Raw genomic sequence first — 24982 nt, forward strand, 5'->3', positions numbered from 1 at the left:
AGTCCTGTGAGCCTGAGGCCTTAGCCGCGTACCGGAGAAGCGCTGGCGAGCTTCTGCTGCACGATCTTGTCGGCTTTGGCTTGCGCCGCGTTGTTGATGTCCAGCGCCTGGCGTTGCTCTGCCAGGGCGGCGATGGTGGCGTCGCTGGCCATTGGCACAACCTGAGGTTCAACCGGCGAACCTGGGCGAGTGCGTTGCAGACCTTTCACGACAATCTGGTCACCTTTGGCCAGGCCGCTGCGCACAATGCGCAAGCCTTCCAGCTTCGGCCCCAGCTCTACGGCGCGGTACGCCGCTTTGTGTTCCGCGTCGACTACCAGTACAAACTTCTTGCCCAGATCGGTGCCGACGGCTTCGTCGTTGATCAGGGTGGCGTTGTAAGTGGCGCTGCCAACCAGTTTCAGGCGGGCATACAGGCCCGGGGTGTAGCGCCCGTCCGTGTTATCGAATACCGCGCGGCCACGGATGGTGCCGGTCTTCGGGTTGACCTGGTTATCAACGAAGTTCATCTGACCCAGGTGCGGGTGACCGTCTTCGCCGGTCAGGCCCAGGTACACCGGGCTGTTCTGGCCGCGCTGGCCCTGGCGGGCGAGCTCGTTGTATTTGAGGAACACGCGCTCATCGACGTCGAAGTAGGCGTACACGCGGTCAGTGGAGACCACGCTGGTCAGCAGGGTTTGCCCGGCGTTTACCAGGTTGCCGGCGGTGATTTCGGCACGGCTGACGCGGCCGTCAATCGGCGCGGTGATGCGGGTAAAGCTCAGGTTGAGGCGTGCGTTTTCCAGTTGCGCCTGGATATTCGCCACACCGGCACGGGCTTCTTGTGCGGCGCTGGTACGGGCATCGGCCAACTCGGCAGAGATGGCGTTGCTGGCACGCAGACGCTCGCCACGCTGGGCTTCGTTTTCGGTACGGCTGAGGTTGGCGCGAACTTGCTGCAGCTGGGCTTCCAGGCTGCGCACTTCGGCTTCAAACGGGCGCGGATCGATCTGGAACAGCAGATCGCCTTTCTTCACCAGCGAACCTTCGGTGAAGACGACTTTGTCGATGTAACCGGAAACGCGGGGGCGGATATCGACGGCTTCCGGCGCTTCGAGGCGACCGGTGAACTCGTCCCACTCATTGATGGGTTGTTGCAACACCTCGGCAACGCTGACCTTGGCGACCGGCAGCTGCGCGGTGGCTTCGGGCGCTTTGCCACACGCACTGATAATGACCAGGGCGAGGGCGGCCAGTGGGTAACGCAAGGCTGATAGGGACTGTTGCATGGGTAGGACTCCGCCATAGGTTTCTTAGGATGGGCGGAGTGTGATGGCGCAATGAGACGTCAGACGAATCGAACAAGCCGAACTTGGATATCAATATTAATGATGTTTGGTTCATCTGACGGTAATAGTACGGGGAGGGGGCGTTGAGGCGGAGATGGGTGTTTCCTGTGCGATCTTGGATTCCGGCCTGCGCCGGAATGACGGAGGTTAGAAGTTATATCACCGTCGTCCCCGCGCAGGCGGGGACCCAGAATCGCAAGCCAGGCACAAGTTCGGGGGTTAGCCCAAACTATCCGGATCCGACACGAACATCGTAATCCGCGACCGCAACCACCGCTCAGCCGGGTCATTATCCTGCGCACCGCGCCAAGCCATCGAGAGCTCAAACGAGCGCGCCGGTATGCCTTCCGGCACATCCTCAGCCCGCACACCGCCGGTAGCGGTCAGCGCCGCAGCGGTATAATCCGGCACGATAGTCACCAAGTCAGTGCCCGACAACAACGTGCCCAGCCCATTGAACTGCGGCACTGCCAGCACCACCTTGCGTTTACGCCCGACCTTTTCCAGCTCCTCATCGATAAAACCATTGAGGTCGCCGGCAAAGGAAACCAGCGCGTGCGGCCGTGCGCAGTATTCATCCAGGGTCAATTTGCCCGGCGCCGAATCGGCGCGCAGCAGCTGCGGCTTGCTCTTGCGCAGGGTCTTGCGCTTGGCGTTGGCCGGCAATTCGTCGGTGTAACTCACGCCGACCGAAATCTCGCCGGAGGCCAATAAGTTGGGCATCAATAGATAGTTAGCGCGCCGCACCACGATCACTACGCCCGGCGCTTCGGCACGCACGCGGCGGAGCAGGGCAGGAAGAAGTCCGAACTCAACGTCGTCCGAGAGGCCTATACGAAAGACGGCCGTGCTGGTGGCCGGGTCGAATTCCGAAGCGCGGCTGACCGCGGTGGAGATCGAATCCAGCGCTGGCGACAGCAAACCAAAGATTTCCGAAGCCCGCGCCGTAGGCTCCATGCTACGACCGGTTCGCACAAACAGCGGGTCGTCGAATAGACTGCGCAGCCGCGACAGCGCCGCACTGATTGCTGGCTGACCGAGAAACAGTTTTTCCGCCGCACGCGTCACGCTGCGCTCGTGCATCAGTGTTTCGAACACGATCAGCAAGTTGAGATCAACGCGGCGGAGGTCGTTACGATTCATTCAGCGCTACCCTGTACCTGAGTGCTCTAGTGCGGTTTCTGGAGCCAGAGGCTGACGGGCGGCGAGGCTGGCGTCAAGCGGCGCCATCATTGGCATTTATGTCGACTATTGATAGACGCGGGTGGTTTTGCTGGCAAAGCCCCGATAAAGTCCGTGGCCATTGGGAGTCCACATGCGAGGTGAGCGATGTCCCGTGTAATCCGATTCCATCAGTTCGGCCCAGCTGAGGTTCTTAAGCTGGAAGAACAACCCACCGCACAACCGGCGGCTGGAGAGGTATTGCTGCGGGTTGAAGCCATCAGCGTCAGCTGGCACGACGTACTCTGGCGCCAGAACCTGGCCCCGAGCCCAGCCCGCTTGCCTGCCGGTATCGGCCAGGAAGTGGCCGGCGTGGTGACTGCCGTCGGCGCTGGCGTAGACGATTTGAAAGTCGGCGATAAAGTCGCCAGCTTTCCCGGCCACAGCGCCAACCAATATCCCGGTTACGGCGACGAACTGGTGCTGCCACGCGCCTCGTTGACCCGTTACCCCGACGACGTGCTCAGCCCGGTCGAAGCCAGCGGCTTCTACACCCCGCTGCTGATCGCCTACTTTGCTTATGTGGAATTGGCCAAAGCCAAGGCCGGGCAAACCGTGCTGATCACCGACGCCTCCCATTGTTCGGGTCCGGCGTTCGTGCAACTGGGTAAAGCCCTGGGCCTGCGCGTAATCGCAGCCACCAAAGACCCGGAAGACCGCGAGTCGTTGCTTGCCCTGGGTGCCGACAAGATCATCGTCACCGAAGAGCAGGACCTGGTCGCCGCCATCAACAAATACACCGACAACCGTGGTGTAGATGTGGTGCTCGATGGCCTGGGTGGTCCGCAGATGTGCTTGCTGGGCGATGTGATTGCCCCGCGTGGTCGCCTGGTGTTGTACGGCCTGCAAGGCGGCAACCAGACCCCATTCCCGGCCTGCGCCGCGTTCCAGAAGAATATTCAGTTCTTCGTGCACTGCATCGGTAACTTTACCGGCAAGCCCGAGCTGGACATTCCGCCAGACCAGGAAGCCGTGGCCAACGCACTGGCCGCGATCAACCAACTGGCCCGCGACCGTGTGCTGCAACCGCGAGTGGAAAAGGTGTTCGCCTTTAACGACTTCGTGGAAGCCCACCGCTATATGGAAAAATGCCCGAAACAGGGGCGTGTGGTGATCGAAGTAAACGAGTAACAGCGCGTCAAAAACATACGGCGGATATCGGAAGGTATCCGCCGTTTGCGTTATTTCCCCCGCAACAACTCACCTGCCTGGTCGAGCAACGCCAGCGGGTCCGGCGCTTTGTGAATGTCCACCGACAACATCTGCCGAAACTTCCGCGCCCCCGAAAACCCGGTCCCCAACCCCAGCACATGGCGCGTAACGTGGTGCATCACGCCGCCGCTGGCCACGTGCTTGGCGATATAAGGACGCAAGGCCTGCAACGCCTCAAGACGGCTGATCACCGGCGCCTCGCTGCCAAACAACTGCTGATCCACCTGCGCGAGCAGATACGGATTGTGGTACGCCTCGCGGCCCAGCATCACGCCATCAAACGTCTGCAAGTGCGCTTCGCATTCTTCCAGCGTCTTGATGCCGCCGTTCAGCACAATCTCCAGCTCAGGAAAGTCCGCCTTCAACTGCGCGGCTACGTCATAACGCAGCGGAGGAATCTCACGGTTTTCTTTCGGCGATAGCCCCGCCAGAATCGCAATGCGCGCATGCACGGTAAAACTGCGGCAACCGGCTTCTTTCACCTGGCCAACAAAATCCACCAGCTCTGCATAACTGTCGCGGCCATCAATCCCAATGCGGTGTTTTACCGTCACCGGAATCGACACCGCGTCACGCATCGCCTTCACGCAATCGGCCACCAAGGCCGGATGGCCCATCAGGCAAGCGCCGATCATATTGTTCTGCACCCGGTCACTGGGGCAGCCCACATTCAGATTCACCTCCTGATAACCCGCCTCCTGCGCCATACGCGCGCACGCCGCCAACTCGGCCGGCACGCTGCCACCCAACTGCAACGCCAACGGGTATTCGGCCACGTCGTGCTGGAGGAAACGCTGCGGGTTGTCGCCACGCAGCAGCGCGCCGGTGGTGACCATTTCTGTGTAGAGCAGGGCGTTTTTGGAGAGTAGGCGCAGGAAGTAGCGGCAGTGGTGGTCGGTCCAATCCATCATGGGTGCAACAGAAAACCTCCTAACTACGGCTTTGCTGCTGGAAGCTAGGTTTTCCGGGGTTTTCGCTGACATCTGTTGGGCTCTCGTTTACTACGGTTTACCACGGTTTTAGCTTATTTTCGCTTAAGGGTTGCTACAATGTAGCAACCAAAAACAGCCGTGTAGCAAAATCCATGGGCACAATTACCACTCGCAAGCGCAGGGACGGATCTGCGGCATACACCGCGCAAATCCGTATCACTCAAAAGGGCGCGACAGTTTATCAGGAAAGCCAAACCTTCGACCGCAAGGCGACCGCGCAGGCCTGGATCAAAAAGCGCGAGTCGGAACTTGCCGCGCCGGGTGCTATCGAGAAGGCAAATCGGCGCGGCGTGTCGGTTAAGGAGATGATCGAACTGTACTTGGAGGAGTACGAAAAACTTCGACCGCTAGGCAAAACCAAGCGAGCCACGCTGAAGGCGATAGGTGAAACCTGGTTGGGGAAAGTTGAAGACAAAGACATCACCAGTCAGATCCTTGTCGAGTACGCCATGCACCGTATGGAAAAGGACGGAATCCAGGCTCAAACCGTCGGGAACGATTTGGCGCACCTGGGTGCTGTGCTTTCGGTAGCAAGGCCCGCTTGGGGGTACGACATTGATCCCATGGCCATGTCTGACGCGCGTCGTGTGCTACGAAATATGGGGGCGGTGACCAGCAGCAAGGAACGCAACCGCAGGCCGTCACATGATGAGCTGGACAAGGTGCTCGAGTACTACTGCGCAATGCGAGATCGACGGCGCCAAGAGATTGATATGGTGCGCGCCGTAGGCTTTGCCCTTTTCTCCACTCGGCGTCAGGAAGAAATCACCCGTATACGCTGGGACGCCATGGACGAAGCTAAACAGCTGGTTCTCATCACGGACATGAAGAACCCGGGGCAAAAATACGGAAATGATGTTTGGTGCTACGTACCAGATGAAGCTTGGGCCATATTGAAATCAATGCCTCGGGTTTCCGAGTTTGTTTTTCCCTACAACGCTCGTTCAATTTCAGCGTCCTTCACCAGGGCATGCCTCTTCCTGGAGATAGAAGATCTTCACTTCCATGACCTGCGCCATGATGGAGTGAGCAGGCTTTTCGAGATGGGCTGGGATATCCCGAAAGTTGCTTCGGTCTCCGGCCACAGAGATTGGAATTCTTTACGGCGCTACACCCACTTGAGAGGTAGCGGGGACCCATATAAGGATTGGCGGTGGTTGGAGCGGATTGTTAAAGGCCCCGTGATTGAGGCCCAGAAGAGATCAGCGCGATCGACCTGATCCTCGACCCATAAGCTTGTCGTGCTCAGCTCGTGCTTTTTGATGCTGAGCGTCCAGGTAGGCGGCAAGATCATTGAGATGGACCCCGCGCGCCGCTTTCTGGCTTTTCTCGATGGGTACCAAGACGAGATCAATGTCGCCAGCTGCAACTTTCATCTTCAGTTTCTCAGGTGTTAGGTGACTGAAAAAATCAGAGCACACGCGTTCTAGCGGGATGATTGCCTGACCGTTGTATTGGGCCATCAGCAGAAATGCAGTGTTCATCACAGGGCCCCCTCTGATTTTTTCCGCGCGCCAACTGAGCTGACAGTAGTTTTGGATTGATTTAACTCGAAGCCCTCATTCCCTCGTGTTTTGGCTGCCGGCGCGCCCTGCCCAACTGAGCCGTGGCCGGTTTTTCGAATCGCGCTGCCCGTAACCTTGAATGTCGGGAGTTCCCATTTTCCGCCCATGAATGTCTCTTCGTGCAGTGATGTCTTGTAGGTACATCGTGACGGGAGTTTTTCTTGGGGAATGCCCTATCTGTACCCAAATCAGGGTAGGGCTAGCCGAATTGACGAAAACAACGAGACCGAATGGTGCGGAAATAAGAGTGAAGGTTCTTTGTGAAGCGTTATTCAAGAAAGGGCCAACGTCGAGCGAAGTTACTTTCCCTTGAAAATGACGGTCTGCGGCGACGGGGTTGCACTTTTGGCGACAGGGATACCTTGGAGAAGTGTTCACTTCCTTAGAGGTATTCCAAATGTCAGATTTTTTAGGTGCTGTCTGCATGCCCGCGGATCAACTGGATAGCTGGGCGGAGATTTTCTTTGAAGGAAGATGTTCTGGCTTGATCCACGTGTCGCTATCAGTGTTCCTTGCCGATCCGCTGGAACACATTGGAGGCATCGATCCCGGTGTTTCCGCTGAGACTGCACCAGTTTTTGGAAGCGATGATTACCTTCCTCTGCTCCCTAAACAGGCCGAAGCGGCCAAGCGCATTCAAGAAAAGTGGGCACGTGACGATGCCCGCGCGCTGGCAATTATGGGAAACCACCTTACCGTCGTTCCCCGTATCTGACGCTCAGTCCCCGGCGGCTGAACCTGACTCCTTTCTAGCGCATGATTTGACGTGGGCCGGCGCGGGAAAGGCGTGTTTTGACATGAGTCTAAAGCAATGGATCTATTAGCCCCTGATGTAACAGTACGAGTGATGTCGTTGCTCAATCGTTATGTAGATGAGCCAAGCCGCGCGCGGCGCAAACACCTTTGGTTGACGCCGATGGACCTGTTGTTCGTTGATTCGAGGCAGCGCGAGCATCTTCTCCGCATGCAAACGGCGCTGCGGTGCTATCTGTATCAACCCGAGGAAATCTCGCTGCGCGATGCGTTCATCAGCCATCTAGAGGCTTGTGAGGCTTGGAGTGAGAAGGTAAAAGCGTGACGAAAAGTTCCTTTCCGTTGTTTGTTAGCGCCGGGAAGCAGCTTTTCGCTTTTGAAGTATTGGAGCGGGAAACATCCTTTTCGCCTCAGTACAATGCGCTAGTAATATTCCCTGGCTGTACGCCCAGCGGGGGCAAGCGGTAGCTTTAGGCTCAGCCGAAATTGATACGTGATGCCTTTGAAAGTTGGTATTCCGCTCTAGTAACGCTTGGAAAGCGTCTTGGCTCCATCATGCGCCGTCTGCTGATCTGCGATCCACGACCTCGGTCAGAAGGTGTATGTAGCAACGACTTGCCGAGGGCCGCTGCTGGATGTTCGCCGCGACGTTGGCGTAGCAACAAAAAAGCCCGGCAACACACGGGTGCGCCGGGCTTTTTGTTCGTTTCAACTAGTGCAGCTTAGCCTTCTGCACAATGTCTTCCGCGAATTTGACGAACTGTGCCTCTGCTTTCAGCAACTGCCGAAGCGCAGCGAGCTGTGGTTCGAACTCTTGAAAGACCGATTTTTCGTGATCTGTCATAAAGGTCCCCACGTCTTCGAGGGAGTGTTGCATGACGATGTCGTTAGGTTCGGTCACAGTGACCACCTCACCGTCGTCGTCCTGGGAAAGATGGAACCATTCGATGCCCTCATCCCACTCTTCGGAGGCCTGGTGATACTCCACAGACAGCCAGTAGCTGTCGCCCTGTTGCAAGCGAGACATGATCATGGCTGCGAGCAACATCATCAATTTGCCGAAAACGCTAGTTACACTCATGTTGACTTCCTAGTAGCGGGCTGGATCTGCCCGAAGAAAAGTCTGTCCGAGTGAAAGCGGGAAGAGCGGCCTATTCGGTCCCTTCTATGGGTCTGGCTACGCAAAAAGTCGGCGCGCCGTAGCTAGCGTTCAACCAAGTGTGCGTTAGGAGCTCCGATTTCCCCCGCGCGCCAAGGGTAGGGAGGTTCGACGAGCGTGATTTCTCAAGTCGCAGGAGTTCGAACGAGCCCCGCTGCGGCTGTACGTTCGGTCTGCACCCTAAAAGGGTACAGATTGGCAGCTCAGGCTCAATTCCCGTCTTCATCATGTTGTTCGAGGCCTCAGTTCATCAGCCTCTAACAACATGATTAAGAAGGGAATAGCACGTGAAAGAAACTCTTACCTGTATCGCTAAAATTGTCGCTTGGTTCAGTGGTCGGTTCGCAGGTGACCAGAAAACATTTTCTGCTAACGCGGCCGATCTCATGCCCCAGGTTGAAATGCAAATCCAAGGTGTCAAGAAAGAGGTTGAAGCACTCAACGAGCGCTTTCTTGAAGAGCGTGTGGCTAAGCAGCTTCGGGTTACCCACCGGCTTGTTTTTGCAGAAAAACGCACCCCTGCGGTGGTTTGGATTCGTATCCACTCATGGGGAGAGCGGCCAGTTCAAGTTTCGGCTATTACGCTCAAGTCGAACCACCTGTTTTATGGCTTGGAAGGTGAGCTGAAGGATGTGTTGGCCAGCCACGAGGCCGTAGTCATTGGCGTACGCATTCGATTGGCCAGGTTGATTGCACTCAAGAAAGCGCTGTCTGAGGTCATCCAATGAGGCGTTGAAGATAAACATAGAGCCCGGGAATTCCCGGGCTTTTTTTGCTTGAATATTCGAAGGAGTGGCATGAGGCGTGCGCGTTAGACTTAGGGATGCCCAAAGGTACAGCGTCCGCTGTGCATGGTTGTGAGCGATGAGCCTGTCGTAGGTTGACAGCGAAAAGGGGAGGCCAGAAAGGCGCGCTGCCGAGGTTCTGGTGTCAGGCATGCCGAGAAGTACCTTTTCAGCCCTACATCAAACCCGGAAAGTGACTTTCCCAGGACTGCCCTCGCTCTGATGCGAGGCCGAAAATGCATCTTTTCCGCAAGATGTCTCCCTAAATCAATCGTCGCTAACCCAGCGAACAATAGGGAAGCTGTCCGTTCTAGTGTATCTGAGCTTAAGGAGTGCGCTGTCCGGACTAAAAACAACTGAGTTCATGGAAGCGCCGGAACATAAGAACCTGTCTTTCGACTGTTTTGAGTGCCTAGGCTGCCATCGATCGGTCGCGAACGGTGCATCCGTGGCCCAAATATCCCTTCTCGCAGGGCGCGCGGCTCTTATCCAAGTCTTGATTGTTCTCGCTTCCTCTACGCGCTTCAGGACGTAGAATTATTGAGTATGGACATGCTCGAAAGTGTCTTTTCCACTCGGTTCGATCTCTATAAGTAGCTTCGCTTCGACGGAGCGCGATCGGTTGTGAATCCCCAGAACTACCTTTTATCCCCCGTAAATGAATGTTGCTGCGCTAGCGGATCGTGCGGTAAAGCTGGACATTGCAGTGGTTGCAAGCATGAATACGGCGCTGGTCGTTGCGATACTCAAGGCCGAATTGACGGATGCTGCGTGAGCCACAGTGGTAGCAATGAACGCCATTGCGATTCTGCTGAGTCTTGGCCCAGCCGTCGTACCTAGCGAAGGTTGGAAGCCTTAACCAGGCTCGATGCTTATGGTCCCTTTCTTTCTGTTTGAGCCATTGTTTGAGGCCGATCAGACCGATCCCGGCAATGACAAACAACGATGTTAAGGGCATATCGATTATTTTCCCTACGAAGCAGTTTTGGACAGCGCGCGCGCTTAATTCGTGAACGCTACTGAAGTGTCGAAATCCAGTCTCAACCGAATTCGGGAAATGCAAGTTTTTTAGGTACACGGCGGAAGTTTAAGAGCCAAATAAATTCCGGTTCTTGGCCGGCTTTATTTTGCTTTAAGCCACTGAGGGGTTTGGAAGGCGAAAAGCTTTTCTACTTAGACTGTTTGGTCGTGTGGCTGGCCAGGCTACTTTTGCGATGTGGTTCAGTCCAAGAACCTTTCAAGCGTGGAATCCAGTCCTCTTCTTTACCTAAGCGTTTCATGATTTTTTTTGCGGTAAGCCAATATCTGTATCGTGTTTCTGGTTTGTCTGATTTTTGGTAAACATCCAGGAACCAGCGTAAATATTTATGCTTCCATTGATTAGGGTGGTCGGCACCCCAGCGGACACGGATTACATCCAGCATTTTTTTGGCTTGAGCTAAATCCCGCTCATAGGTTTCGGGAGCGCCATTTAGGACTCCATCCAAAAAATCTTTCATCGAAACTTTCATTTTGTATTGCTGCCCAAATATGAGTTTGTGATTTCGATTCGGTTGTGGCCGAGCTCCTGACTGATAATTTTTCGTGCATTTTGATCTGCAGTTTTTTCTTCGTCCGTAAAAAATTTCCGCTTCAATAAAACGGGGGCAGGATAGCCGGTAAGTTGTTCATAGCGACGACATGCATAGGCTGCTCTCAACTCATGAAAGCCTTTAATGGTTTTGCCGAGAAACTTTCTTCGAGCCTTCTGGATTGGGCCCCTCAGGAAGTTTTTGTATTCTTCGTCCGAGGCAAGAAGGTTTCTGCTGCTCCTTGGAGAAATCTCTATCGCGTATTCGATGGCTTCTTTGACTTGGTCCGTTGCTGTAATCCAGCGTTGGGCATGCGCGCCTCTACGGCCTCCTTTAGTTCCCTCCTGGATATTGATCTTTCCTATTTTCCTCGCCTCGCGCTGTAAACGCGGCAGATCTGCAAGAATACATTCTCGAAGTCGCATACCGCATGCACTTGCTAGGCCGACTACGGCCGCAACTCGTTCTAATCTCGTTCCGACAAGCTGCTGCTGGAGATGCTCAACATCGGACAACTGCATGCCATCCGGTGCTGACTGTCGGATATAGCACCGTTTTAGTCCAAGCAATTCCCCAATCTTGTCAATATGAAGTTTGGTATCGGCCCGCAGTAATTTAAATACCACGTTGCACGATGAAATTCGATTTGTCGCAGTAGCAACGGTGATACGCCCACCAAGCACCAATGCTTTGAGGTACATCGCATAACTGATCACGTTCTCCTTCGTAACCTTGCGTAGATCTGTTATGCCCAACTTCGCTTTCATCCAGTCGCAGGAGAGATTGAAACGCTGGCTATGGGCTGCAACGGTTCCGAATTTACCTCCGCCGAAGTGACAAGTCAGCGCATGTTTGGCAGCATGTTTTGCGCTGCGCCCCCATCCCATATTTTTCGAGTTCTGCTTGCCGTACCGCTTTCTACAACGCGCCATGTAAGCGCTCTCCCATAAAGTTAAAAATCCGGACGACACCTCTCTTCGCGCTGGTCTAGGCCACCGCCTCTCTGTGGTAGTTACTTTGTTTCCGGTCGCAGTCAATTCCGCCAAGACACGGTTAGTGTTAACAGGAAGACCCTGCATAGGACTGCTTCAAGAAAACGATGGAAGCTTCAAAAGCTCGCATGGACGCTTTAAAAGATCACATGAAGATTTTGCAAGGCATGGCCCTTGGGTCCGATACGGACGGCGGCATTTGGCTGGTGGCTGACACCACCGCATTGCATTTTTAGATCTCGTTCCATCGGCTGTCAGCCATGTCTGCTTTTCACACAGAGGCCCGAATAGGGCGGATGAGAGTGTTGCGATGATGGGGATTGGCGTCGATGTTCGGGCCGGGGAGGCGCCGCATCGCATATTGAGGTTTCTGAGCGTTGCCAGGGTTTCGAGGAAGGACGGACTCCTTTTGGGAGCCATCTCTGCAAAGGAGTGACCTAGGCAGATTGAGAAGTGCTGGTAACCAGCTGTACAGCACGCAATCCAGCATTGGATTGCGTCGGTGAGCAAACTTTCGTGGATTTGCCGAGAGTTTGCAATACGTTCTTCAAGAAATATTTTGTGTTTGTCAGCAACTTTGTCACCAGTAGTCACGCTGTAGCTGGCGCACCTCCTAGTTTCTACCAACCCGTCTCTGTCTCAGCCAGTAGTGCGCTAACGGTAAAAGTGCTGCTTATACAGGTATAGGCAAAGTGGCTCGGGGGGATTAGTTGGGAGGGTACTGCATGGAAAAAGAGCGAACGCTCGGTGTGCGAAAGGTGAACTTTTGTGCACTTGGCAAGTAAAGGCGCTGGAGTAATTTAGCTCTACAGTTAAAAAAGGTGCACTTAAGTGCACCTTTTTCACACTAATCCTGCTCTTATGTGCGGGGTCTGTGGGCGACGAGTGAACTTAAGTTCACCTTTTATGCACCTTGGCTGGTTTGTAAACGCCTTGCGTATAGCCCGACGGCCAGCCGTCTAGCATTTCAGTGGTCATGGCTCTACAAAAAGCAGTTGCCTGCCCTGGTTCATGATGGATGGTGGAGCGACGCCTGTTAGGCCGGGGCTATAGATGTAGAACCAAGGCGGCAGTAGCGAAGACATCCTTAGAGTCGTTTGAACGTCCTCAGCCTTGGCGTGGCCTCCCCAAGCACCGATGAAGATCGGTCCGTAGACTCTGTTCGGCGAGCGTATGAACGATGGCGGGGTGGACAGCGTTGGCGAGTGGTCCGCGATCAGGTCTGCAAGTTGTGCATAGGCGTGGACCGGGCCACCTTCGCCATAGGGCTGACCCAAGACGTAACGCACGTTGTACCCGAGCATTTTTTGTCGATCTTCCTCTGTTTTGGCATGAGCGCTCGCGCTCGCCTCGAGATATGACTTCTTGCTGATATCGACTGCCTGTTGTGGACTTGAGGCTACCTCTTCAGGAACCCAGGCAACGATTTGGATGTTTGCAGAGATACTGCGAGGCGTCAGTCCACTCAAGAGAAGCATCGTAGGGTCTCCAGAGCCAATCAGATGTGCAGCGCCCGATACGGTGTTGTCCAGATTCTTACCCGTAGAGGTAGCTCCGCGGCGCGCGGTAATTTGGGCGTACGTGGACTTCGGCACATCGTTAGCGGGAACGCCCATCGCGTCGGCAACTTGAAGTGCCTCTGATGGAGTGCCGGTCCTGGGGAGAAGACCGCATCCGGCGGTTAGCGAAGTGATGAAGAGCAATATGATCGTGCGCACGTAATGATCCTTACCCGGATATAGAGTGGTTTTCATTTGGGGTATCAACACTGGCGATGCAGTTACATCGTTAAGTGCGGCCAGAGGAAAAACGAGATTAGGAGGCACCCTGCCAACCAGGCAGCGATCGGCATTCGAAGTAGTCTTAGCGTCTCGTGGAGTGGAATAGGTATGTTTTTTAGCTGGTAGCCGCGGTAAAGATAAGAGGCCCAGCAGAAAGGGGCTGAGTGGAAAATCAGTAAAAAAAAGACTCGCCAGAACGCGAACTCCAGTATGTGTTCTGGTCGGGAGGTAGGGTCGATACTTGCAATTCGTAGCGTAAGTATGATTGTTGCAGTGATAACGAACGCTCCGCTGCGATAAAACCGTTTCCAAAATTCATGGCTTAGTATGTCTAAGATATTAGTGTTCATAGTGAGCTTCCATCGTAGAGGAGGCTTCAGGTGATCATGAACTCGTACATATGCAACCCGGGATTTCTAATATGTTTACTATCCGTCCGTAGGGGTGTGCTTCCTCAGTGGATGGTCTGTTTTGCGGCAGACTTCTTAAGGAGAGACTGACGACACGGCTCTACTTTGGATGGCGCGCTCAACCAGGCATGCAGAAGGTATTTGCCCGGCGCACGTAAGAAATGAGAAAGCGCTAGCCCCAGAGTCTGTTCTATTTTGGCTTCTATATACACAATGGTCCATGCGTCTAAGAAAGCCTCTTCATCAGCTGATAATCGCAGCGAGTCTAACTTTTTCATTGCGGCTCCAAGTTATTGGCTGCTGGTTTCCAGAACGTAAGCAGCAGCGGCTTTAAATAAAGTGCGGAAATCAATGTCTGACTTTCCACAGAAATTAGTTGCAGTTACGGTTCTTTCTGCTAAGACAAGCACCTTGATTGAGCGTTTTTTGACGGAGGAGATATCCCGATCGGAATGCTTCTCCGCTAATGAACTCGGCGATTACTAAAGCCGTCAACTTCCAATCAGCCACCTGAGATCCGGAACTGAGTAAGAGTAGGGTGGCGGGTATTGCTACCACGGTGAATCCCACCAAGTAGGCCAGCACTTCCTTTATTTTAGTTTTCGATCTAGAACGCATTGCGGACACTGGGCTCCCGGCTCCAAAAATATGATCTGTGATCTGTGATCTGTGATCTGTGATCTGTGAGGTCATGCATCCCGCTTAACATTTCCACCCAGTACGCCCGATTCGATTAGTGCTAGCCGGACCAGCGCGCTAACAGATTTATCGGCACCTTTTCTCCGTTTGTTTTGCAAGGCGGTTTCTTCTAACTGATAGATCATCCATGTGGGCAAGTTGATAGTGATAGGGCGCATACACGACTCTTCCGGGCCTTGTGCGCCTTTATAGGTTCTATCAGCAAGTGATCGAGTAGTTGAGGTCAAATCGCCCGCTGCAGTAGGGGGCTTGCGGGGCGGATTAACCAAGCAGCACCTCGTCCAGCAAGTGAGTGATCTCATCGGCAGCATGAGCATTTGCCGTTTCTACAACTCCGGTACCAGCAGAGATGCAGTCGCGATACACGAGACGTTGATAGCCGATGGAGCTCGCGAGTTCGAGGGCTTCAAACTCCCCGACGTAGTTTCGAAAGTCATCCCGCTCCCGACGACGGATTGCGGGGTTGGTAGTGGCTAACGCTTGGTAAATCAGTACACGCAGTCGCGGATTGGACTGGCGCACGTGGCGAACCTGATCCTCCAGTTCTTGAAGCGTCTCCAGATCCAACTGACTGCAGACGTGGGGTGCGATGAGGACGTCCGCCACTGTCGCCGCGCTGAGTAACTCCTGGCTGTTTCGACCTGGTACATCGACGATCACCATCTGATGCTGCTGGTCTAGAACTCTCAAGGGGTCTATGAGGTTTCCACGCCGCATCATTGTGCCGATTGGCGATGCCGCAGTTCTCTCGCGTACGCCGCTCCAGTACATGGCGGACCCTTGGGGATCAGCGTCTACCAAACAGACTTTTTTGAGTCGTTGCGAGAACGCTACGGCGAGATTGGTGGCCAGGGTCGTTTTTCCGGAGCCACCTTTATTGCTACCGACAACAAGGATCATCTTATTTCGTACCTATGACATGTGATTTGCGAGTTGTGAAATCACAGCGTGTCATGAGTCTTGGAAATGCAACTGTCTGTAATCCCTGATGCCATCGCCCAGGATTAGCGACACTGGCATGCCGACTGGAGGTGCTCTTCTGATGAGGGTGAAGCAAAGATCTGGTGACTCTCGCTTGTGACCTTAAGCAGGCATGGTCCAGTATTGAATCGAACGTGGCTGATGAGCCGCCAGGAAGGTTTGGAGTATCGCTACACATGCATTTGACTGAAAACGAAATGCGTCAAGCTCTAGGGTTGGAGTTAGACGATAAAGCTGCCAAGGAAGAGATAAAGAGAGAGAAACGGATTTTCCCTCACACCTTGGTCACCTACAGCGTTCGAAAAGCTGACGGTGGCTCGACCTTCAAGTTCGAATTCAGATCCCGATCCATTAGCGTGGATATCGCGAAGCTTGAGGCTGAAAAAGAAATCAAACGGCAAGGGCTCGTAGTGTGGACCCTCTTGGATGTGGAGCAGATTTCATAACCGTCGCAGGTTGAGCGCTGCGTAGCACTCGGTCAGCGCGGCCTTAGGAGGTAATGTTTTCTAGCGGCGCTGGTTTCCGGAATATCAACAACAACGGCATCACCCAATCGACAGCAGCATCAGCAATTTGAAGTCATCCAGATACGCCACCCAACTGGCTTGCACCGTAATCATCCCATCCAGCGCCGCGCGGCCGCTGGCGGTCAGGGGGTTGAGGTAGCTGCTCACCGGCCACTGCTCGAACAGCCGATTGAACGGCGTGACATACGCGCCAATCTCCGCATGGTTGATCTGCGTGTTCTGCGCCAGCAGCACGGTGACGATGGAGATCCCGACACTCGACCCCACGTTGCGCGACAGGTTGTATAGCCCGGTGGCCTGGCCGCGTAGTTGCGGCGGCAGGGTGGCGAAGGCGATGGTGGTCAGCGGTACGAATAGAAACCCCAGGCTCGCGCCCTGGATAAAGCCGACCCAGATGATGGTGTCGATGGACACCGCCGGGGTCCAGCCGGTCATCATGTACATTGACCAGGCGGACATCACCAGCCCGGTGAACAGGATCAGGCGTATATCCACCTTGCCCATCAGTCTGCCGGCCATAAACATGGTCATCATCGTGCCCAGCCCCCGTGGCCCCATCACCAGGCCAGCCGTTAATACCGGGTAACCCATCAGGGTTTGCAGGTAGGGCGTCATCAGCGCCAGCGAGGCCAGGTAGGTGATGCCGATGATAAAGATGAACACCACTGCCACCGAGTAGTTACGGTCTTTGAACAGTTTGAGGCTGATAAAGGGTTTGTCGTGGGTGAGGGTGTGCACGATAAAGATGTAGGTGGCCACGGCGGCGACCAGCGCTTCGATGATGATCTCCCCGGAGTCAAACCAGCCCAGTTGCTCGCCGCGGTCGAGAAACAGCTGAATCGACATGATCGCCACGCTCAGCGAACCAAAGCCTAACCAGTCCAGGCGCGCAGGGCGGTCCGGCGGGGTTTCGCGAATAAAACGAGTCATGCCGATAAAGGCCAGCAGGCCGATGGGCAGATTAATAAAGAACACCCAGCGCCAGCTGAGGTTTTCCGTCAGCCAGCCGCCGAGCATCGGGCCCAGTACCGGGCCGACCATCACCGATACGCCGAACAACGCCACGGCCGAGCCACGGTCTTTCTGCGGGTAGATGTCCAGCAAAATGCCTTGCGACAACGGCACCAACGCGGCGCCCGCCAGGCCCTGGAGCAGGCGGAACAGAATGATCTCTTCCAGCGATTGGGCGATCCCGCACAGCACCGACGTCAGCACGAAACCGAAGATCGACCACAGCAGCACCCGCTTGCGCCCAAAGCGCTGGGCCAGAAAGGCCGACGGCGGGGTCATCACCGCCGTGGCGACGATATAGCTGGTCAGCACCCAGTTGATCTGGTCGGCACTGGCCGACACGCTGCCTTGCATATACGGCAGCGCCACGTTGGCGATGGTCGTGTCGAGGGCCTGCATCACCACCGCCAGCACCACGCACAGGGTAATGATGACCCGCAGCGGGGAGGGCGGCAGTGGCCCGAGCACTTCACTCATGGTGGCTGGCGAACAGGCTGGCCAGTGGTTTCGGCAGGCCGCGCGCGGCGCCGGTGTCGATGTCTACCACCGCGCTCATGCCGTGGCGCAAGGGCGGCTTGCCGGCGCTGTCATCGATGCGGATGCGCACCGGAATGCGCTGCACCACCTTTACCCAGTTGCCCGTGGTGTTTTGCGCCGGCAGCAGCGAGAAGCTCGCGCTGGAGGCCGGGCTAATGCTTTCTACCGTGCCGTGCCAGGTGACGCCGGGGTAGGTGTCCACTGCAATCGTGACGCTCTGGCCGGCCTGGGCGTGGGTCAGCTCCGTTTCTTTCGGCGATGCCGCCACCCATAAGCGGTCGCTGGATACCAGGCTAAAGGCCGACTGCGGCGGTTGCAGGTACGCGCCCACTTGCAGCGAATCCACATTGGTCACCACGCCGTCGAAGGGCGCCACTACCACCGAGTTGCGTAGGTTACGTTCGGCTTCGTTCACCGCTGCCCGTGCTTGCAAGTAGGACGGGTGTTGCTCCACCGGCCTGTCCAGCTTTCCGCCAAGCTGGGCCAATGCCGCGGCTGCCTGCGCCTTGGCGACGGCGACTTTTTGCCGGGTGTTGTCCAGGTCTTGATGGGCGTCGTCGAAGTTGGTTTTGGACACCGCGTTAACGCTCACCAGCTTTTCCAGGCGCTGAAAGTTGGTTTGGTAGTACGGCAACTTCGCTTCGGCCTGGGCGATTTCGGCCAGCGACTGGTTATAGCTGGCCTTGAGAAACATGATTTGGTTGCGCGCGCTGTCCAGGTGCGCGTTGGCGCTGGCCAGGGCGATTTCGAAGGGCTCGGCTTTAAGCCGGAACAGCACCTGGCCTTGATGCACCACCTGGTTATCGGTCACTTCGATGGCGGCCACGATGCCAGCGACATCGGTGGTCACGCCCACGCGCTCGGCTTGTATATAGGCGTTGTCGGTGCTGACCACGCTGCCGCCCAGCACATACCAGGCGGCAAAGGCGGCGACGGCCAACGGCGCCAGCACGAACAAACCCATGCGGGTGCGCGAGCGAGCGGGAACCGGCTCGTCGTCCGGCGGCACTGCTTCCGGCGCGATGCCTTGCACGGGCTTTACGTCTGCCTGCACGGTCGGGCGTTCCATCACGGGCTCAGCCATGTTTCACCTCGCATTCGAGGGCATCGCCAACCGGCTGGGCGCAGGCGGTGAGCAAGTGGGTACGCATACGTTCGAGGTAGTGCAGCAAGTGGTCGTGCTCCTGGGCAGTGAAGTCGGTCATGGTTTCCAGGCGGGTCTGTTCGCCGATGGTGCGCATAAATTCCAGCAGGGGATGGGCACCGGGGGTGAGGTAAAGCAAAGACAAACGGCGGTCGGTGGCGTGGCTGCGGCGCTCGATCAGGCCGCGCTCCTGCATCTTGTCCAGCAGGCGCACCAAGGTGATCGACTCGATCTCCAGCAGGTCGGCCAAGCCTTTCTGATGAATGCCTTCATGCATCGACAGCTTGGCCAGCACCTGCCATTGCGAGCGGGTCAGGCCGGCGGCGCGGGCGCGTTGTTCGAAGCGTTTGCGCATCAGGCGCGCCACGTCGTGCAGCACAAAACCAAGGGTTGATCGGGGCATTTGGGCATACCTGGGAAGTCCATGAGCATGCTTATGATATTTAGGCTAAGCGGCTTTGTGCAATTTAATTTATACAGATAATAGAAAAGTGTTTATTTGTGGTTGCTGCATCCGCCTCGCGGCGCTACCGTTAACCCCTACCTTGATGCCCTACATAACAATAACGAGGCAAAACCTGATGACGACTCCTGGCTGGTGGGCCATGGCGCTCACCGAGGCTGTGAACGACAAAACGCCGTTGGCCGTGGCGTTCGCCGGTGAGGAATTGGTGCTGTTCCGCAACGCCGAGGGCCAGGCTTTCGCCTTGGAAGACCGCTGCCCGCACCGCCGGGTGCCGTTGGCGCTGGGCCGGGTAGTGGCCTCCGGCCTCCAATGCGGTTACCACGGCTGGACCTTCGATGGCGCCAGCGGGCGTTGCACACAAATTCCCAATCTGCGCGCCAACGAACCGGTACCTCCACGCTATGCCGCGCGCGCCTTTCCGGTTAGCGAGGGCAATGGCTTCGTGCATGTGTGGTTGGGCGAGGGCGTACCGGATATCGATTTGCCCACCGACGATTACCGCCCTGCCGGCCAGCAGTTCACCGGTTCAACCATCGTCAATATGAGCCACGAGCAGTACCTGGCCGCGATGCTCGATGGCCCCGAATGCCTGCTGAATTTCGCCCATGTGCGCATGACCGATTTCTTCCTCGGCGATGCGCGCAACGAAAACGGCCGCCTGGTGCTGGAGCGCGGCGCGGTATGGAGCACGCAGATACTGCCGTCCAATTTTGTCGTCGATTACCCGCTGATCGTGCGCACCGCCGTGCCGGTGCAGGGCGGCAGTATCCGCGTCGACCTGCTGAGCGAAGATGAAACGCCGCTGATCAGCCTGGCCATCGCCTCCGGCGCCAATCGCCGCGGCACTACCAGCCTGTGCTGGCGCGGCTATGTGCATGCCGAGGTGCCTGCCAAAGCGCCGTTGCGCTGGCGTACAGCACGGGTGCGGCACAAGGCGCCCTTTACCGTTAACAGTCTGATCGATGGCGCGGCCGTGGCGGCTTTGCTGGAAGCCCCATCGCGCGATTTGCAGGCTGCCCGCCAGCCCCGTTTGATCCCCGTGAGCGCGGTGGTCTGAGCCAGGAGAACTGCCATGCATCCCGTTCCAATCTCAAATGAAACACCCGCGCGCAAACTGCGCGGCGACTGGACACCGATCAACTACGATCTGCGCGATACCTGGTTTCCGGTCTCCCATAGCCGCGACCTGAGCGCACGGCCTATCCGCCGCATCATCCACGCCCAACCCTATTACCTGTGGCGCGAAAACGGCCTGCCGATTGCTGCCGAATTTCACCCACAGCGCAGCAAAGGTGAAGCGCTGAACCTCAGCGAATTTACTGGCGGCAGCGGCTTCTATCCGGTGGTGGAACGCTACGGTTATATCTGGGCCTGGTACGGCAACCCGGATGCCGCCGACCCTTTGCTGCTGCCGCATATTCCGTTCCTGCCCGAAGACGGCAATATCCCCGGCTACACCCAGCGCACCGTGCGCTTTGATGCGACCTCAGCGCTGTCGGTGGAGAACCTGATCGACCTGACCCACGCCGACTTTCTCCATGCCAATACCATCGGCGACGGCATTTCCGAGTCAGATGTGGTGGAAGTGGAGTGGACCTCGGAAACCGTCACCCGTACCCGCACCGTGGCGCAGAAATCCGTCGCGCCGATCATGCGTTGGGTCGGCGGTGTGCGCGCCAAGTACCAGGATTTTCGCGCCGTGCTGCATATCCATTTGCGCAGCAACGTGTGCATCTCCTACCCGCGCTTTCGCCCCGGCTATGACGTACCGAACCTGCAACCGTTTCTGCCGGTGGGCAAGCACCGTTCCCGCTGCGACGTCACCTTCAATACGACTGCCGCGCCGGCGCCGTTTCGCTATGTGATGCCGCGCATCAACTACATCATTCAGCCGCAAGACAACTCCGTGGTGCGCCCGCAAAACCAGCGCTATTTCGAGGCCGACGAGCGTCTGGATATGCACTCGCGCTTCGACAAACCCGGCACCCGCTACCGCTATCAGATGGAGCAACTGGCCGAGCGCCAGGCCACCGGGCAGTTCGCCTATGGCAGCGATGCCGAGCCCGGGCGGGATATCTCCGGCCTATTGGGCATGCACGACTAACCAGGAGCGCCGCAATGGATCTGGGTATCAGAGGACGTACCGCCGTGGTCTGCGCTTCGTCCCGAGGGTTGGGCAAAGCGTGTGCCGTGGCGTTGGCCGAGGAAGGCTGCGAAGTGGTGATCAATGGCCGCGACCCGGCCACGTTGGCCCTGGCGGCGCAGGAGGTCTTGCAGGTCAGTGGTTATCTGCCGCGCACCGTAGTCGCCGACCTCTCCACTGAGGCCGGGCGCGCGACGTTATTGGCTGCCTGCCCGGTGGTGGACATCCTGATCACCAACAACGGCGGCCCGGAACCGGGGCGACTGGAAGACTGGGACCATGCGGCGTGGTTGGCCGCGCTGGAGGCCAATATGCTGTCGGCCATTTTGCTGATTCAGGCGGTGGTCGGTGGTATGCGCGAGCGGCGCTTCGGGCGCATCGTCAACATCACTTCGGCGATGGTCAAATCGCCGCGTTTACCCATGGGCCTTTCCACCGCCGCGCGGGCCGGGCTTACGGCATTTAGCAAGGCGTTGGCCACCGAGGTGGCGCGCGACAATGTCACCCTCAATAACCTGCTGCCCGAGCGTATCGAGACCGATCGCCTGCGCTATATGACCGAGCAGGTCGCCAAGCAACGCACGCTCACCCTGGAGCAGGCGCGGCTGGAAATGCTCAAGCCCATACCGGCGCGGCGCTTTGGCCAACCCGAAGAATTTGCCGCCGCCTGCGCCTTCTTGTGCTCGGCGCAGGCGGGCTATATCACCGGGCAAAACCTGCAGGTGGATGGCGGCAGTTATGCCGGGCTGCTCTAGCGGCCGAGGCGCGTTTTCCAGTCGGCAGGTGGCAATTCAGCGGCGTCGAAATCCAGCTCCACTTCCACCCCGTTGGGGTCTTGCATAAACAGCTGCCAGGTTCGTTCGGCTCCCGGTGCACGGACTACGGAAAACCCTATGCCGTGGCCTTCCAGCGTTAGCCATGTGCGCTCCAACCCTTCGGCACGAAACGCCATATGGTCGAGCACGCCACGGCGCGGTTCCGGCATCTTCGTCACGCCCACCACATGCAGCACCGGCCGCTCTCCCGCGTACAGCCAGAACCCCGGCACCGGGAAGGGCGGTCGCGGCCCTTCGGCAAGACCAAGCACCCCGACATAGAACTGTCGGGTGGCCTCCAGATCGTCGCTGACGATGGTGAAGTGGTCCATACGCGTAATCATCGGCAATGCCCGTTTTCCAGTAAGTGGAACAAAGTATAGGTAAGTGTGCATATTGTGACTTATGGTTCTATATTCGGAATCCTAATCTAAATATGGAATTATTGTGCGGCGCAGTAGAGTGCAGCCATGGGATCGTGCTGCAGCTTTTGCCGCAGGGCGCTATGAGCAAAACAAGACACCAAAAGGTGCTGTATGAGCCAAGCCATCCTCCACGGTATTCGCGTTATCAGCCTGTGTTCCGGTATCGCTGGCTCTGCCGCCGGCCTGCAATTGTGTGAAGCCGGCGCCGAGGTGGTGATGGTTGAGCCGCCCGGCAATCCGGCCCGGCTAAACGCGGCGCTGTTTGCCACGCTCAATCGCGGTAAGCGCAGCGTTACCCTTGACCTGCACAACCCAGGCGACCGCCAGCAGTTGCAGCTTCTACTGCCCAGCGCCGATGTGTTGCTCCACGACTTCACCCCGCAAGTCGCCGCCGCCCACGGGCTGCAAGATGCGCAGCTCAGCGAAGCGTTCCCCAACCTGGTTATCTCCGCCATCAGTGGTTGGCCGCAACGCCACGTGCTGGCCAATGCGCTGCCACGGGAAACCCTGATCCTCGCTCGCTTAGGTTTACTCGACGAGCAGCCCGGCCACCGCGAGGGCCCGGTATTTGTGCGCATGCCATTCGCCAACTGGCTGGCCTGCTGGCTTTGTGTGGTCGGCGTGATGGCGCGGTTGATCGCCCGCGACCGTGACGGCCGTGGCGGCATCGCCCATACCAGCCTGGCCCAAGCCGCGCTGGTGCCCATGACCATGCACTGGAACCGCGCGCAAACCCCGACGCCAACTTTCGCCAAGGGCCTGGATAAACACATCCCCATTCCTCTGCACCAATGCGCCGATGGCCGTTGGCTGCACGTGCATTACTCGCCGGACAAAGCGCCGTGGATGGCCGAGGCATTCGTTCAACTGGGTGAAGCCGAGGTGGCGCGTCTGAATGCGCTATGGCCGCCGAGCCACGTGGCGCCCAACTTCGGCGCCAACAAGGCGGTGATCGCCACGCGGCCGGCGCAAGACTGGGTCGAGCACTTCTGGCAGCACGACGTGGCCGCGCAGATCGCCGCGCCGTTTGGCCAGATCTACTTCGACGAGCAAGCACGGCTTAACGGCTACGTGGTTGAAGTGGACGATGCCGAGCTGGGTAAAACCTTGCAGCCGGGTCCAGCCTGGCAAGTACAGCCGCCAGCGCAGGTCGGCGGCAGTGCGCCGGTTGCCGGGGAGGGCAATCGGCAGCTACTGAACGCCTTGCCGAAAACACCAGCTGCTGCAGTTGTTGCCGGTTCATTGCCGCCGCTGCACGGCCTTAAGGTGCTCGACCTGGGCGCCTATCTCGCCGGCCCCTTTGCTTGTTTGCTGTTGGCAGACCTGGGTGCCGAGGTGATCAAAGTCGAGGCCCCGAAAGGTGATGCCATGCGCCGCCTCGAACGAATTTTCAGCGGCACCCAACGCGGCAAACTTGGCGTGGCGCTGCAACTGGGTGACAGCCAAACCGAGGCCGCCGTGCAAGCACTGGCGCGCTGGGCGGATGTGGTGCACCACAATATGCGCCTGCCGGCGGCGCGCAAACTCAAGGTCGATTACGACAGTCTCAAGGCCCTGAATCCGCAGCTGCTCTACTGCCATGTCAGCGCCTATGGCCCCAGCGGCCCGCGTGCCGATTGGCCGGGGTTCGACCAACTGATGCAAGCCTCGTGCGGCTGGGAAGTGGAGCAGGGCGGCGCCGGGCAACCACCCATGTGGCTGCGCTTTGGCGTGGGTGATTTTTTTGCCGGGTTGTCGTCGGTGTATGCGTTGTTGCTCGGCCTGTACCAGCGCAACCGCAGCGGTGCCGGGCAGATGGTCAACTCGTCGTTACTCGGCGCCACCCTGCTGACCATGAGCGAAGCGGTCGGCCGCGCGGATGGCAGCGTCAGTGCCATTGCGCATATGGATGGCGAGCAGACGGGTCTTAGCGATAGCCACCGTTTGTACGCCTGCCGGGATGCCTGGATTGCGGTGGCGGCCTTGTTACCCGATGAGGTCGAACGATTCCATTCAGTCGCTGGTGAACATCCTGCCGACTACTTCGCGGGCCTTACCCAAATCACTGCGCTGGAGCGCCTGGCCGACGCCAAGGTGCCTGCCGAAGCGGTGTTGGAAGCCCAGCTCGACGCCTTTCTCGACAGCCCCGAACACGCCGCTGCCGGCCTGCACACCCGCTATCCCCACGCCGTTTACGGCGACCTGCAACAGATCGGCGCGTTCTGGGATTTCGGTGATTTACCGCTAAGCCTGCAACGTCCGCCACCGGCCCTGGGCCAACACACCCGGCAGGTGTTGGAAGGGCTGGGTTTTGCTGGTGATGAATTGGAACGCTTGGCCGCAGCCGGGCTGCTAACGCTGTAACCGTAGGGTGTGCTCCGCGCACCATTGCGATCTCCCCTGAAATCGCTTGGTGCGCGGAGCACACCCTACGAGATCAAAAGCGCGAGGGCATGGCCCACCCGCAAAAACCCAACGGAGTACCC

At 57.4% G+C, this 24982-nt stretch carries 24 protein-coding genes; 10 read left to right on the forward strand and 14 right to left on the reverse strand.

The window, feature by feature from the left end:
- Window positions 1–20 precede the first annotated feature (20 nt).
- Window positions 21–1268, reverse strand: a complete 1248-nt coding sequence (gene mexE, locus AC0V2S_RS18545; RefSeq protein ID WP_475511007.1) for a multidrug efflux RND transporter periplasmic adaptor subunit MexE — start codon at window positions 1266–1268, stop codon at window positions 21–23.
- Between the two features lie 279 nt (window positions 1269–1547).
- Entirely contained in the window at window positions 1548–2471 is a 924-nt protein-coding gene (locus AC0V2S_RS18550) for a LysR family transcriptional regulator (protein ID WP_271197382.1), read from the reverse strand.
- Between the two features lie 186 nt (window positions 2472–2657).
- Here AC0V2S_RS18550 and AC0V2S_RS18555 point away from each other — a divergent pair, with 186 nt between their 5' ends.
- Window positions 2658–3680: a zinc-dependent alcohol dehydrogenase family protein gene (locus tag AC0V2S_RS18555; RefSeq protein ID WP_475511008.1), complete on the forward strand. Its 1023-nt coding sequence runs from the start codon at window positions 2658–2660 to the stop codon at window positions 3678–3680.
- A 50-nt stretch (window positions 3681–3730) separates the two neighbouring features.
- Here the strand turns inward: AC0V2S_RS18555 and dusA are convergent, their stop codons facing one another.
- Window positions 3731–4744 (reverse strand): tRNA dihydrouridine(20/20a) synthase DusA, encoded by a 1014-nt coding sequence (gene dusA, locus AC0V2S_RS18560; RefSeq protein WP_475511009.1) that lies wholly within the window; start codon window positions 4742–4744, stop codon window positions 3731–3733.
- A 101-nt stretch (window positions 4745–4845) separates the two neighbouring features.
- Between dusA and AC0V2S_RS18565 the strand changes: the two genes are divergently transcribed.
- The gene (locus AC0V2S_RS18565; protein ID WP_475511010.1) at window positions 4846–5973 is read left to right on the forward strand and encodes a site-specific integrase; all 1128 of its coding nucleotides are present in this window, start codon (window positions 4846–4848) and stop codon (window positions 5971–5973) included.
- Here AC0V2S_RS18565 and AC0V2S_RS18570 read toward each other — a convergent pair.
- Complete coding sequence (locus AC0V2S_RS18570; RefSeq protein WP_475511011.1) at window positions 5956–6237, reverse strand: pyocin activator PrtN family protein; 282 nt, start codon at window positions 6235–6237, stop codon at window positions 5956–5958. The genes AC0V2S_RS18565 and AC0V2S_RS18570 overlap by 18 nt on opposite strands.
- A 505-nt stretch (window positions 6238–6742) precedes the next feature.
- Between AC0V2S_RS18570 and AC0V2S_RS18575 the strand changes: the two genes are divergently transcribed.
- Window positions 6743–7033 carry a hypothetical protein gene (locus AC0V2S_RS18575; RefSeq protein WP_475511012.1) on the forward strand — a complete coding sequence of 97 codons (291 nt, stop codon included), beginning with the start codon at window positions 6743–6745 and terminating at the stop codon, window positions 7031–7033.
- A gap of 96 nt (window positions 7034–7129) precedes the next feature.
- Window positions 7130–7396, forward strand: a complete 267-nt coding sequence (locus AC0V2S_RS18580) for a hypothetical protein (RefSeq protein WP_475511013.1) — start codon at window positions 7130–7132, stop codon at window positions 7394–7396.
- Between the two features lie 387 nt (window positions 7397–7783).
- On the opposite strand, the gene AC0V2S_RS18585 is transcribed toward AC0V2S_RS18580, so the two are convergent.
- Entirely contained in the window at window positions 7784–8152 is a 369-nt protein-coding gene (locus tag AC0V2S_RS18585) for a hypothetical protein (protein WP_475511014.1), read from the reverse strand.
- Between the two features lie 365 nt (window positions 8153–8517).
- Between AC0V2S_RS18585 and AC0V2S_RS18590 the strand changes: the two genes are divergently transcribed.
- Window positions 8518–8958 carry a hypothetical protein gene (locus AC0V2S_RS18590; RefSeq protein WP_475511015.1) on the forward strand — a complete coding sequence of 147 codons (441 nt, stop codon included), beginning with the start codon at window positions 8518–8520 and terminating at the stop codon, window positions 8956–8958.
- A 1226-nt stretch (window positions 8959–10184) separates the two neighbouring features.
- On the opposite strand, the gene AC0V2S_RS18595 is transcribed toward AC0V2S_RS18590, so the two are convergent.
- From AC0V2S_RS18595 to AC0V2S_RS18615, 5 genes are all read right to left on the reverse strand, one after another.
- Window positions 10185–10526 (reverse strand): hypothetical protein, encoded by a 342-nt coding sequence (locus tag AC0V2S_RS18595; RefSeq protein WP_475511016.1) that lies wholly within the window; start codon window positions 10524–10526, stop codon window positions 10185–10187.
- Window positions 10523–11518 carry an integrase domain-containing protein gene (locus tag AC0V2S_RS18600; RefSeq protein WP_475511017.1) on the reverse strand — a complete coding sequence of 332 codons (996 nt, stop codon included), beginning with the start codon at window positions 11516–11518 and terminating at the stop codon, window positions 10523–10525. Before AC0V2S_RS18600 ends, AC0V2S_RS18595 begins: the two co-directional genes overlap by 4 nt.
- A 1034-nt stretch (window positions 11519–12552) precedes the next feature.
- On the reverse strand, window positions 12553–13332 hold the full coding sequence (locus tag AC0V2S_RS18605) for a hypothetical protein (RefSeq protein WP_475511018.1): 780 nt from the start codon (window positions 13330–13332) through the stop codon (window positions 12553–12555).
- Window positions 13333–13813: 481 nt separating this feature from the next.
- A complete protein-coding gene (locus AC0V2S_RS18610; RefSeq protein WP_475511019.1) occupies window positions 13814–14047 on the reverse strand; it encodes a hypothetical protein in 234 nt (77 codons plus the stop codon).
- 682 nt (window positions 14048–14729) lie between these two features.
- The gene (locus AC0V2S_RS18615; RefSeq protein WP_475511020.1) at window positions 14730–15368 is read right to left on the reverse strand and encodes an AAA family ATPase; all 639 of its coding nucleotides are present in this window, start codon (window positions 15366–15368) and stop codon (window positions 14730–14732) included.
- Window positions 15369–15625: 257 nt separating this feature from the next.
- Here AC0V2S_RS18615 and AC0V2S_RS18620 point away from each other — a divergent pair, with 257 nt between their 5' ends.
- Window positions 15626–15895, forward strand: coding sequence for a hypothetical protein (locus tag AC0V2S_RS18620; protein ID WP_475511021.1), 270 nt, complete (start codon window positions 15626–15628; stop codon window positions 15893–15895).
- A 99-nt stretch (window positions 15896–15994) separates the two neighbouring features.
- Here AC0V2S_RS18620 and AC0V2S_RS18625 read toward each other — a convergent pair whose 3' ends face one another.
- The 3 genes from AC0V2S_RS18625 to AC0V2S_RS18635 are packed head-to-tail and all read right to left on the reverse strand — an operon-like array spanning window position 15995 to window position 19071.
- Window positions 15995–17464, reverse strand: a complete 1470-nt coding sequence (locus tag AC0V2S_RS18625; RefSeq protein ID WP_475511022.1) for a DHA2 family efflux MFS transporter permease subunit — start codon at window positions 17462–17464, stop codon at window positions 15995–15997.
- Window positions 17457–18608: an HlyD family secretion protein gene (locus AC0V2S_RS18630; RefSeq protein ID WP_475511023.1), complete on the reverse strand. Its 1152-nt coding sequence runs from the start codon at window positions 18606–18608 to the stop codon at window positions 17457–17459. Before AC0V2S_RS18630 ends, AC0V2S_RS18625 begins: the two co-directional genes overlap by 8 nt.
- The gene (locus tag AC0V2S_RS18635; protein ID WP_475511024.1) at window positions 18601–19071 is read right to left on the reverse strand and encodes a MarR family winged helix-turn-helix transcriptional regulator; all 471 of its coding nucleotides are present in this window, start codon (window positions 19069–19071) and stop codon (window positions 18601–18603) included. The genes AC0V2S_RS18630 and AC0V2S_RS18635 overlap by 8 nt, the downstream gene beginning before the upstream one ends.
- Window positions 19072–19249: 178 nt before the next feature.
- Here AC0V2S_RS18635 and AC0V2S_RS18640 point away from each other — a divergent pair, with 178 nt between their 5' ends.
- The 3 genes from AC0V2S_RS18640 to AC0V2S_RS18650 are packed head-to-tail and all read left to right on the forward strand — an operon-like array spanning window position 19250 to window position 22032.
- Complete coding sequence (locus AC0V2S_RS18640) at window positions 19250–20191, forward strand: Rieske 2Fe-2S domain-containing protein (protein WP_475511025.1); 942 nt, start codon at window positions 19250–19252, stop codon at window positions 20189–20191.
- Between the two features lie 15 nt (window positions 20192–20206).
- The gene (locus AC0V2S_RS18645) at window positions 20207–21238 is read left to right on the forward strand and encodes an aromatic ring-hydroxylating oxygenase subunit alpha (protein ID WP_475511026.1); all 1032 of its coding nucleotides are present in this window, start codon (window positions 20207–20209) and stop codon (window positions 21236–21238) included.
- Window positions 21239–21252: 14 nt separating this feature from the next.
- Window positions 21253–22032, forward strand: coding sequence for an SDR family oxidoreductase (locus tag AC0V2S_RS18650; protein WP_475511027.1), 780 nt, complete (start codon window positions 21253–21255; stop codon window positions 22030–22032).
- Here the strand turns inward: AC0V2S_RS18650 and AC0V2S_RS18655 are convergent.
- Complete coding sequence (locus tag AC0V2S_RS18655; protein WP_475511028.1) at window positions 22029–22436, reverse strand: VOC family protein; 408 nt, start codon at window positions 22434–22436, stop codon at window positions 22029–22031. The two genes, AC0V2S_RS18650 and AC0V2S_RS18655, sit on opposite strands and share 4 nt — an antisense overlap.
- Window positions 22437–22628: 192 nt before the next feature.
- Here AC0V2S_RS18655 and AC0V2S_RS18660 point away from each other — a divergent pair, with 192 nt between their 5' ends.
- A complete protein-coding gene (locus AC0V2S_RS18660; RefSeq protein ID WP_475511029.1) occupies window positions 22629–24860 on the forward strand; it encodes a CoA transferase in 2232 nt (743 codons plus the stop codon).
- The last annotated feature ends 122 nt before the right edge of the window (window positions 24861–24982 follow it).

The organism is Pseudomonas sp. CC11G (genome assembly GCF_056174845.1).

Bases quoted from the DNA above. Each gene is read 5' to 3' on its own strand.
- mexE (WP_475511007.1), bottom strand. From the start codon at position 1,268: ATGCAACAGTCCCTATCAGCCTTGCGTTACCCACTGGCCGCCCTCGCC.
- AC0V2S_RS18550 (WP_271197382.1), bottom strand. From the start codon at position 2,471: ATGAATCGTAACGACCTCCGCCGCGTTGATCTCAACTTGCTGATCGTG.
- AC0V2S_RS18555 (WP_475511008.1), top strand. From the start codon at position 2,658: ATGTCCCGTGTAATCCGATTCCATCAGTTCGGCCCAGCTGAGGTTCTT.
- dusA (WP_475511009.1), bottom strand. From the start codon at position 4,744: ATGTCAGCGAAAACCCCGGAAAACCTAGCTTCCAGCAGCAAAGCCGTA.
- AC0V2S_RS18565 (WP_475511010.1), top strand. From the start codon at position 4,846: ATGGGCACAATTACCACTCGCAAGCGCAGGGACGGATCTGCGGCATAC.
- AC0V2S_RS18570 (WP_475511011.1), bottom strand. From the start codon at position 6,237: ATGAACACTGCATTTCTGCTGATGGCCCAATACAACGGTCAGGCAATC.
- AC0V2S_RS18575 (WP_475511012.1), top strand. From the start codon at position 6,743: ATGCCCGCGGATCAACTGGATAGCTGGGCGGAGATTTTCTTTGAAGGA.
- AC0V2S_RS18580 (WP_475511013.1), top strand. From the start codon at position 7,130: ATGGATCTATTAGCCCCTGATGTAACAGTACGAGTGATGTCGTTGCTC.
- AC0V2S_RS18585 (WP_475511014.1), bottom strand. From the start codon at position 8,152: ATGAGTGTAACTAGCGTTTTCGGCAAATTGATGATGTTGCTCGCAGCC.
- AC0V2S_RS18595 (WP_475511016.1), bottom strand. From the start codon at position 10,526: ATGAAAGTTTCGATGAAAGATTTTTTGGATGGAGTCCTAAATGGCGCT.
- AC0V2S_RS18600 (WP_475511017.1), bottom strand. From the start codon at position 11,518: ATGGCGCGTTGTAGAAAGCGGTACGGCAAGCAGAACTCGAAAAATATG.
- AC0V2S_RS18605 (WP_475511018.1), bottom strand. From the start codon at position 13,332: ATGAAAACCACTCTATATCCGGGTAAGGATCATTACGTGCGCACGATC.
- AC0V2S_RS18610 (WP_475511019.1), bottom strand. From the start codon at position 14,047: ATGAAAAAGTTAGACTCGCTGCGATTATCAGCTGATGAAGAGGCTTTC.
- AC0V2S_RS18615 (WP_475511020.1), bottom strand. From the start codon at position 15,368: ATGATCCTTGTTGTCGGTAGCAATAAAGGTGGCTCCGGAAAAACGACC.
- AC0V2S_RS18620 (WP_475511021.1), top strand. From the start codon at position 15,626: ATGCATTTGACTGAAAACGAAATGCGTCAAGCTCTAGGGTTGGAGTTA.
- AC0V2S_RS18625 (WP_475511022.1), bottom strand. From the start codon at position 17,464: ATGAGTGAAGTGCTCGGGCCACTGCCGCCCTCCCCGCTGCGGGTCATC.
- AC0V2S_RS18630 (WP_475511023.1), bottom strand. From the start codon at position 18,608: ATGGCTGAGCCCGTGATGGAACGCCCGACCGTGCAGGCAGACGTAAAG.
- AC0V2S_RS18635 (WP_475511024.1), bottom strand. From the start codon at position 19,071: ATGCCCCGATCAACCCTTGGTTTTGTGCTGCACGACGTGGCGCGCCTG.
- AC0V2S_RS18640 (WP_475511025.1), top strand. From the start codon at position 19,250: ATGACGACTCCTGGCTGGTGGGCCATGGCGCTCACCGAGGCTGTGAAC.
- AC0V2S_RS18645 (WP_475511026.1), top strand. From the start codon at position 20,207: ATGCATCCCGTTCCAATCTCAAATGAAACACCCGCGCGCAAACTGCGC.
- AC0V2S_RS18650 (WP_475511027.1), top strand. From the start codon at position 21,253: ATGGATCTGGGTATCAGAGGACGTACCGCCGTGGTCTGCGCTTCGTCC.
- AC0V2S_RS18655 (WP_475511028.1), bottom strand. From the start codon at position 22,436: ATGATTACGCGTATGGACCACTTCACCATCGTCAGCGACGATCTGGAG.
- AC0V2S_RS18660 (WP_475511029.1), top strand. From the start codon at position 22,629: ATGAGCCAAGCCATCCTCCACGGTATTCGCGTTATCAGCCTGTGTTCC.